A 1,343-nucleotide genomic window follows, 5' to 3' on the forward strand; every position below is an offset into this window, starting at 1 on the left:
CCCAACGGTGGCCACACCGCATCGGGCACACCCACCTCAAAGACGTCCGCTCGGACATTGCCGAGCGGGTGCGTGGCGGCGAGCTGGGCTACGCGCAGGCGGTACGGGAGGGCCTGTACACCCCGCTCGGCGACGGTGATGTCGACCTCGCCGCCATGGTCGGTTTCCTGCGGGAGGCGGGCTACGACGGTTGGTACGTGCTGGAGCAGGACACGGCGTTGTCCGGCCCCGAACCGGACCAGGCCGCAAAGCCGCGGCACGACACCGGACGCAGCCTGCGGTACCTGCGCGAACTGCTCGGCCAGCGGCCGGGCTGACGATGGGAGGGACGATGGGGTCCAACCGCTCTGCGACACCCCGACCGGCGGGCGGGCGTGTGTTGTTGGCCGCCGTCGCGGCGGGCACCCTGGCGCTCGCCGCGTGCAGCGGCCCGGGCGCCACCGACGCCGGTGGCGGCGGCGGGCAGCAACCGGGTGGCTCCGGCGAACTGCGCGTCGCGGTCATCAGCCACGGCACCCCGGGCGACGCGTTCTGGAACGTGGTGAAGAACGGCGCCGAGACCGCGGGCAAGGAACTCGGCGTGCAGGTCGACTACAACGCCGCCGGCGACCCGTCGGCACAGGCGAAGCTGATCGACAACGCGGTGGCGCAGAAGGTGGGCGGCCTCGTCGTCTCGATGGCCAACCCGGACGCGTTGCGGGACTCGATCAGAAAGGCTGCCGACTCCGGGATCCCGGTGATCACCATCAACTCCGGGGAGAAGCGCAGCGCCGAGTTCGGAGCCATCACGCACGTCGGGCAGAGTGAGGAGGTCGCCGGCGAGCGGGCCGGGGAGAACCTCAAGCAGTCCGGACGGACGAAGCTGCTGTGCATCATCCACGAGGCCGGCAACGTCGCGCTCAACGAGCGGTGCGACGGCGCCAGGCGGAGCTTCGGCGACGTGCAGAACCTGCAGGTCGACATCAGCAACCCGACCGACGTGCAGGCCCGGATCAAGGGCGCGTTGCAGTCCGACAGCTCGATCGACGCCGTGCTGACGCTGAACCCGCAGGTCGCCGCGAACGCGGTGAGCGCGGTGCGGGAGTCCGGTTCGCAGGCCAAGGTCGCGACCTTCGACCTCAACTCGGACGTGGTGTCGTTCATCAAGTCCGGGCAGCTGGAGTTCGCGCTCGACCAGCAGCAATACCTACAGGGGTACCTGCCGGTCACGTTCCTGAAGTTGTTCCGGGACAACGCGAACACCGTGGGCGGCGGCAAGCCGGTGCTCACCGGGCCACAGATCGTCGACAAGTCCAATGTGGACAAGGTTGGCAGCTTTGCGGAGCGCGGCACCCGCTGACGCC

General features: G+C 69.8%; 2 protein-coding genes. Both read left to right on the forward strand.

Going from position 1 to position 1,343, the window contains the following annotated elements:
* Positions 1–317: sugar phosphate isomerase/epimerase family protein (locus tag IEY55_RS24170; RefSeq protein WP_229686707.1), on the forward strand; the 317-nt coding region annotated here is incomplete at its 5' end.
* A 14-nt stretch (positions 318–331) separates the two neighbouring features.
* On the forward strand, positions 332–1,339 hold the full coding sequence (locus IEY55_RS24175) for a sugar ABC transporter substrate-binding protein (protein WP_189060844.1): 1,008 nt from the start codon (positions 332–334) through the stop codon (positions 1,337–1,339).
* The last annotated feature ends 4 nt before the right edge of the window (positions 1,340–1,343 follow it).

Origin of the sequence: Longimycelium tulufanense, from assembly GCF_014645795.1 — a bacterium.
In the GTDB taxonomy this organism is placed as follows: domain Bacteria; phylum Actinomycetota; class Actinomycetes; order Mycobacteriales; family Pseudonocardiaceae; genus Longimycelium; species Longimycelium tulufanense.